Raw genomic sequence first — 7,279 nt, forward strand, 5'->3', positions numbered from 1 at the left:
ACGCCATGCCCAGACCACGCCGCCGACTGGCGAGCACCTGCATCGGTACGGTCACGGCCGGACTGCTGGCCACCGGCGCCGCGCTCGCGGAACCCGACGAGGACCGGTACCCGGGCTCGGACGTCGCCATGGGCGCCTATCTCGACTTCGGCCCGCCCGGTGTGGCGCGGATCCCGCACCTGTCGAACTGGCTGGGCGGCAAGGAGATCCGGGTCGGGCACACCTACCTGCCCGGCGACCGGTGGGCGGGCATCGAGGGCAACGTCGGCTTCCTGGAGGACTGGGCGCGCTGGCGCAAGGCCCAGGACGACCGGCTGTTCGTCCTCAACGTCCCCATGCAGGAGCGCAACGAGGGCCGGGTGCCCGACCGGCAGGTGGCCCGGCTGATCAGGGCCGGCGCTGAGGGCCAGTTCGACCGGCACTTCACCCGGCTCGCCGAGCGGCTGGTGGCGCTGGGCGTGCCGGACACGGTGATCGTGCTCGGCTGGGAGATGAACGGCATCACCTACACGCACCGGTGCGCGCCGGACCCGGAGAACTGGAAGGTGTACTGGAAGCGCATCGTCACCGCGATGCGCGCCGTGCCCGGACAGGAGTTCAAGTTCGACTTCGCGCCGAACCGGGGCAAGGACGCGATCGGCTGGACCGAGTGCTACCCCGGTGACGACGTGGTCGACATCATCGGAATGGACTCGTACGACCAGGGCCCCGGCCGGAACTTCGACGACCAGATCTCCCAGCCGTACGGGCTCCAGAAGCACGTGGACTTCGCGGAGGCACACGGCAAGCAGATCTCGTACCCGGAGTGGGGGCTGTTCCGTCGCGGGGACAATCCCGAGTACGTGCGGCGCATGCTGCGGTGGATCGAGCTGCACAAGCCGCTCTACCACACCATCACCGACTACTGCCCGCACGGCGTGTGGCAGTGCAAGCAGAACCCGCAGTCCACGGAGGTCTTCCGGGAGGCGCTGAGGCTGCCCGAGCCCGGCCCGGTCGTCCCCACCCCGGTGGTGCCCACGCCCGTGGTCCCGACCCCGGTGGTCCCGACGCCCGCCGTACCCACACCGGCCGTCCCGACCCCGCAGGTCCCGACGCCCCAGGTCCCGACCCCGCAGGTCCCGACCCCGGCGGTGCCGACCCCGCAGGTCCCCACCCCCGAGTTCCCCTCGCCCTCCGAGGCCCCGACCCCGCAGGTCCCGACGCCCACACCCTCGCAGGCCCCGACCCCCGAGGCGCCCGAGCCCTCGCCCGTGGCCCCGGCTCCCGTGACCCCGACCCCCGTGGTCCCGGCCCCGGTGACCCCGAGTCCGCTCGTCCCCACGCCCGAGGTCCCGCTCCCGGCGACCCCGAGCCCGCAGGTCCCGACCCCCGAGGTGTCCGAGCCCGCGCCCACGCCGGTGCCCTCGCCGGCCGTCCCGGCGCCGCAGACCCCCGCCCCCTCCGCGAGCCCGACCCCGTCGGTCCCCGCCCCGGTGCCGTTGCCGGAACCGGCGAAGCCGCCGCTCAACTCCAAGGAGTGGTGCGTTCCGCTCAGCTTCGGCGAATGGCTCTCCAAGCTGGTCGGCAAGCAGTCGGTCTGCGTCAAGGTCGACCTGGGCGAGGACTCCGGCTTCTGGCCCTTCTAGACGGGTCATCGCACCCGCAGTTCGTTGAGCCGCGCCCGCCAGTCCCTGGCGGCCGGCAGCGCCTCGCGCAGCGCGTCCACCGCCCGCTCGCGCCCCGTCACCTGCGACTCGTGCAGCCGCAGCAGGGGCGCGAGCGCGCTGGTGGCCAGCAGGAACCGCTGGTTGACCACGGTCTGCGGCCGCCAGTGGTTCTTGTACGGCTCGTTCCCTCGCAGGAAGCTCACCACCGGGCGGCCCTCCGCGAGCGCCCGCCCGGCCTCGTGGCGCAGCAGCAGCGTCGCCACGTCCACCTTGCGCGCGCGCAGGTCCGGATCGGCGCCGTACAGGTAGCCGCCGCTCAGCCCGGCCGACAGCAGCGTGACGTTGGCCGCGACCACCTTGCCGTCCAGCCGGAACTCCGTCAGCCGCCCCTCCCCCGCCCGCACCATCCGCCGGGTGGCCCGGGTCAGGTGCTCGGCGAACCGGGGCCTGAGGTGCTCGGGGGTCACCCCGCGGCCGCGCCACTGCTTCTCGTGCAGCCGCAGCAGGTTCCGCACGGCACGCGGTACCTCCTGCTCGCCGACCTCGTGCTCCTCGATCCCGGCCGCGTCGGTCTTGCGGAGCTTGGCCCGGACCCGCTGGGCGCCGGAGGCCGGCATCCGCTTGACCAGCTCGTCGAACGGCAGCGCGGGCAGCTCCATGCAGGTGGAGTCGGTGAGCCGGGACGCGACCCCGGGCCAGTACTTGTACAGCGCCTCGGCCGCGGCTCCGGGGCGCACCTCCCGCAGGTCGACGACCGCGCCCCGGGCGGCCCGGTGCAGACCGCGGGCCAGTGCCGGGACCACCTGGTCGGTGTGCTCGGCGGACACGAGCACGTCGAAGTAGTCGGTGATGGGGCCGCCGAGCGGCACCAGCAGCGGCAGCGGCCGGTGTACGAGCATCAGCGCGGCCGCGCCGACCAGCTCCTCACCGCGCCGCACGAGGACGATCCGCAGCCGGCCGTCCTTCCCGTACGAAAGCCACCAGGAGTGCAGCCAGGCGTGGCTCTGGAAGGGGGTCGCGGTGGGACAGGCACGGACGAGCCGGTTCCACGGCTGCTCCAGCGCGGCGAACTGCCGGGGGTCGCGGCACAGCGTCACCGACAGGGCCGCGGCGGGGCCCGAACTCATCGCACGGACTCCTTCTCCTTGGTCTCGGCGTGCTCACCCTGCGCGGGGAGCGAGGGGTACTCCTCGACGGCCGGCTGCTCCTGCTCCGCCCGCACCCCCGCCTCCGCCCGCTCCCGCGCCTGCTCCTGGTCCCTGCGCCGGGCCGGCCGGGCCAGCAGCCACAGCCCGCCGAGCAGCCCGCCGGCGCACAGCCCGACGGCGCCGCTGATCGCGGCGGACGGGGAGGCGGGGTCGGTGGGGGCCACGGCCTGGTTGAACAGCAGCAGCTGCACGCCGGTGTTCTTGGCGGCCTGATTGCTGCTCAGAGACAGGGCGTCGGCGACGGCGTTGGCGATGTCGGCGGCCTCCGCGGGGCTCTTGGAGGTGCCGGTGATCGCGATCATCGGGGACTCGGGCGAGGTCTCGGCCCGCACCTGGGTCCGCAGCTGGCGGGCCGCGATGCCCGCGCGGGGCTGGGCGTAGGCGAGCGTGGAGCTGCTCGTGGCGATCCGGGCGTAGGCCTGGGCGAAGCCGAGGGCGGTGGCCGGCTCGGTGGTGTCGTCGGGCACGGCGACGACGTAGCTGGTGGCGGCGTACTCGGGCGCCTTGAGCACCCCGTACGCCCCGCCCGCGGCCAGCCCCAGCAGGGCGCAGGCGGGCAACGGCCACCAGGCGGGAGGCGGCACCAGCCGACGCCGGAGCCGCTTCCTCCCGGACCGGTGGTCGGCCTTCTTCTCGCTCTTCTTCTCGGACTTCTTCTGGTCGGCGCTGTCGGCCATGGGCGTGGTCACTTCCTGGGTGAGGGGAGGAGGGTTCGGTAGGGGTCGGCCGGCCTCGTCACCGCCGGGCGCTCTCGGCCCCGTCGGCGTTCGAGGCGCTGGGTTCCAGGGGCTGCGGCAGCGGCGCGGCGTCCGCACGCGGCCCGGGGGAACGGGGTGCTGCCGGGCCCGGTGCGGCCGACAGCGCGAGGTCGTAGACGTCCAGCAGCTGCCGGGCACTGCGGGCGATGTCGTAGCGGCGGACCACGGGCGGCGGCGGCAGCCGGCGCACCCCCGCCTCCATGTGGCCGCGCAGGGCCGCGATCAGCTCGTCCGTGCCGGTGCCGATGCGCCGGGCGCCGGGGGCCTGCGCGGCGGGCAGGTCGTCGATGGCCGGGCAGGTGACGTGCAGCACCGGCAGCCCGGCGGCCAGCGCCTCGACCACGGCCAGCCCGAAGGCCTCCTCCCGCGACGGCGAGACGAAGACGTCCATGGCGGCGAGCAGCGCAGGGATCCCCGGGGTGCGGCCGTCCGGGCTGTCGCCCAGCGGGTCCCGCTCCCCCAGCAGGTGGATCCGGCTCTGCGCGCCCAGCTCCGCGGCGAGCCGCCGCAGGGCCGCGCGTTCGGGCCCGTCCCCGGCGAGCAGCAGGTGCGCCCCGGGCAGCGCGGCCACGGCCCGCACCAGGACGTCGAAGCGCTTGCCCGGCACCAGCCGGCCGACCCCGCCGACCACGAAGGCCCGCTCCGGCAGCCCGGTCCGGGCCCGGGTGGAGCGCCGTACGCCCTCGTCGAAGCGGAAGCGGATCGACTCGATCCCGTTCGGTACGACGTGCACCCGCGCCGCCGGCACCCCCCACGCCTCCAGCCGGGCCGCCACGGTGTCCGAGACGGCCACGGTCGCGGCTCCCAGGCGCTCGCTGGCCAGGTACAGGGCGCGCACCCCGCCCGACAGCGGCCGGCCCTCGATCTCGCCCTCGCCGAGGGAGTGCTCGGTGGCCACGGTCGCCCCGGCGCCGGCGATCCGGGCCGCGAGGCGCCCGTACACGCAGGCCCGGTACAGGTGGGTGTGCACGAGGTCGTACTTGCCGCGCCGGATGAACTTCACCAGCCGCGGCAGCGCCCCCAGGTCCCGGTTGCCCCGCATCCCGAGGTGCACGACCCGCACCCCGTCGGAGCGCAGCCCCTCGGCGACCGGACCCGGGTTGGTCAGCGTCAGGACGTCGCAGTGCATCGGCATGTGCCGCAGCAGCAGCCGCAGTTGCTGCTCGGCGCCGCCGACCCCCAGCCCGGTGATGATGTGCAGGGCCTTCACGGGAGGACCACCCGCCGCAGCTCGCGGACCTGGTGGCGGACCTGCTTGACGCGCAGCCGCGCGCCCGCGTCGGCCTGGCTGACGTGCGTACGGGGCAGGGCGTGCCGGCCCGCGAGCCGGCCGGGGTCGATGGCGCAGGCGTAGCCGTACCCGGCGGCCCGGGTGGCGGCGACGACCCGGGCGTCGAGGTGTCCGTACGGGTAGCAGAACCCCTCGGGCAGGGTTCCGGTCAGCTCCCGCAGCAGGTCGCGGCTGCCCCGCAGCTCCTGCTGGAGCACGTCGTCGCCGGCTGCCGTGAGGTCCTGGTGGAGCAGCCCGTGCGAGGCGATCTCCTGCCCGGCCGCGGCGACTTCGCGGATGCCCTCGGCGGTGAGCAGGGACTTGCGCGGCCCGAGCGGATCCCACACGTTGTCCACGCCCAGCCGCCCGGGCAGGACGAACAGGGTGGCGGTGCAGTCGTGGCGGCGCAGCAGCGGGAGCGCGTGGGTCAGGAAGTCGGTGTAGCCGTCGTCGAAGGTCAGCCCGACCAGTCCGGCCGCGCGTCCGGCGGCCCGGGCCCGGAGCAGTTCGCCGACCGACACCCCGCGCAGCCCGCGGGAGCGCAGCCACAGCAGCTGCGCCTCCAGGGCGCGGGGGGTGACGGTGATCCCGTACGGGTCCTCCGCGGGGTCGGTGAACTCGGCGACCGAGTGGTACATCAGGACCCACGGCGATGCGGTCCGGCGGGCGGGGCCCACCACGGCGGCGGGCGCCGTGTCGGTGTCAGCGGACATTGCGGAACCTCTGTGTGAACTGGGAGGTGAACCGGTCGATCTGACCGGGCAGGGCGGTGACTTCGAGGGCGCGTATGGCGGTGCCGGTCGCTCCGAACATGGCCGGGACGAGCAGGCAGCCGAGGGCGGCGCTGAGCAGCGGGTCGGGGATCATGGGCCCGGCGATCCAGCCGGTGGCGCAGGCCGCGGCCGCGGACACCGCGAGCCGCCCGATGCTGACGGCGACCCGGCCGCCCTGGATGGGGACGATCCGGGAGCCGAGGCCGGTGAGCAGCAGGACGGCGGTGGTGGAGATGCCGGCCGCGTTGGCGGCGGCGATGCCGTAGGTGCCCCACCAGCCGACGGCGAAGGCCCCCGCCACGATGTTGACGAGCAGTCCGGCGCCCATCGCGAGCGCCGGGAACCAGGTGGGCCGGGCGGTCGAGAAGAAGGGCCGGGACAGCGCCCCGACGAGGCAGTGGCCGAGCAGTCCGAGTCCGTAGACCCGCATGACGGAGGCGGTGGCGAGGGTGTCCTGGTGGGTGAAGGCGCCGCGTTCGAAGAGGACCTCGATGATCTGGGGCGCGTAGCCGATGACCAGCGCGGTGCCCATCAGTACGGCGAGGCAGGCCAGCGCCAGGTCCTGCTCGACGCGCCGCCGTGCCTTCTCCCGCTCCCCGCCGGCCATCGCCTGGGCGACGACGGGGAAGGTGACGGTGCAGATCATCAAGGAGAGCACCATCGGCATCTGCGCGACCTTCTGCGCGTAGTTGAGGTGCGAGATCGCCCCGGACGGGAGGGACGCGGCCAGGAACCGCTCGACGAGCACCTGCGACTGCCGGAACACGGCGAAGAAGATCACCGGGGCGATGACGGCGAAGGCGATGAGGGTGGGGCGGTCGCGGTCGCGCTGGCTGCGGGGGGCGCCCTTGGCCCGGGACGGGCCGAAGCCCACGTTCCGGATGAAGGCGGGCAGTTGGACGAGGACCATCAGCAGTCCGCCGGCGGCGACCCCGGCGGCGGCGGCGCGCACCCCCCACAGGGCGTGCAGCGCGACCATGGTGCCGATGATGCCGACGTTGTACGAGACGTAGATCGCGGCGGGCGGCACGAAGGACCGGTGGGCCCGGAGCGCCGCGCTGAAGTATCCGGCGATGCCGAAGGAGACGACGGTCAGCGCCGTCAGCCGGGTGCACTCGACCGCGAGCTGCGGATCGGGCAGACCGGGTGCGAGCACGGCGACGACGAGCGGCGCGGCCACGACGAGCACGGAGGCCACCGCGGCCAGGAACACGAGGAGCCGCGGGAGCGTCGCCCCGACGAGCAGCCGTACGGGGTCCTGCGCGCGGGCCTCCATCCGGGTGAGCCCGGCCCGGCTGGCGGACCGCCGGGCCAGGGCGTGGCTGAAGGCGGGCACCATCAGCAGGGCCATGGCGTCCTCGATGAGCAGCGTCGAGGCCATCTCGGGCACGGTCCAGGCGATCAGGAACGCGTCGCTGTCGTGCCCGGCCCCGAAGAGGTGCGCGATGGTCTGGTCCCGCACCAGCCCGAACACGGCCCCGGCGGCGGTCAGCCCGGCGGTGACGGCGGCGGCCTTGGCCAGGAACCGCCCGAGCGCCGGCCCGTTCCCCCCGGGGGCGGCGGACCCGGCGGGCCGGGCTCCGCCCGGGGCCGCGGGCCCGGCGTCCCGTGCCGCGCGCGCACC

Annotated in this window: 5 protein-coding genes and 1 pseudogene; 1 reads left to right on the top strand and 5 read right to left on the bottom strand. The window is 74.9% G+C overall.

Going from position 1 to position 7,279, the window contains the following annotated elements; genetic code table 11:
* Positions 1-5 precede the first annotated feature (5 nt).
* A pseudogene (locus AB0D66_RS12460) lies at positions 6-962 on the top strand (glycosyl hydrolase); the annotation flags it as partial.
* A 668-nt stretch (positions 963-1,630) separates the two neighbouring features.
* On the opposite strand, the gene AB0D66_RS12465 reads toward AB0D66_RS12460, so the two are convergent.
* The 5 genes from AB0D66_RS12465 to AB0D66_RS12485 form a co-directional block, all read right to left on the bottom strand.
* Positions 1,631-2,773, bottom strand: coding sequence for a GNAT family N-acetyltransferase (locus tag AB0D66_RS12465; RefSeq protein WP_362300772.1), 1,143 nt, complete (start codon positions 2,771-2,773; stop codon positions 1,631-1,633).
* Positions 2,770-3,531, bottom strand: coding sequence for a lipopolysaccharide biosynthesis protein (locus AB0D66_RS12470; RefSeq protein WP_362300775.1), 762 nt, complete (start codon positions 3,529-3,531; stop codon positions 2,770-2,772). The genes AB0D66_RS12465 and AB0D66_RS12470 overlap by 4 nt, the downstream gene beginning before the upstream one ends.
* Positions 3,532-3,589: 58 nt before the next feature.
* Entirely contained in the window at positions 3,590-4,822 is a 1,233-nt protein-coding gene (locus AB0D66_RS12475) for a glycosyltransferase (RefSeq protein WP_362300777.1), read from the bottom strand.
* Positions 4,819-5,595: a polysaccharide deacetylase family protein gene (locus AB0D66_RS12480; protein WP_362300780.1), complete on the bottom strand. Its 777-nt coding sequence runs from the start codon at positions 5,593-5,595 to the stop codon at positions 4,819-4,821. Before AB0D66_RS12480 ends, AB0D66_RS12475 begins: the two co-directional genes overlap by 4 nt.
* A partial coding sequence (locus AB0D66_RS12485) for a lipid II flippase MurJ (RefSeq protein ID WP_362300783.1) occupies positions 5,585-7,279 on the bottom strand: 1,695 nt, incomplete at its 5' end. The genes AB0D66_RS12485 and AB0D66_RS12480, both read right to left, overlap by 11 nt.

The sequence above is a fragment of the Streptomyces sp. NPDC048270 genome, assembly GCF_040652335.1.
In the GTDB taxonomy this organism is placed as follows: domain Bacteria; phylum Actinomycetota; class Actinomycetes; order Streptomycetales; family Streptomycetaceae; genus Streptomyces.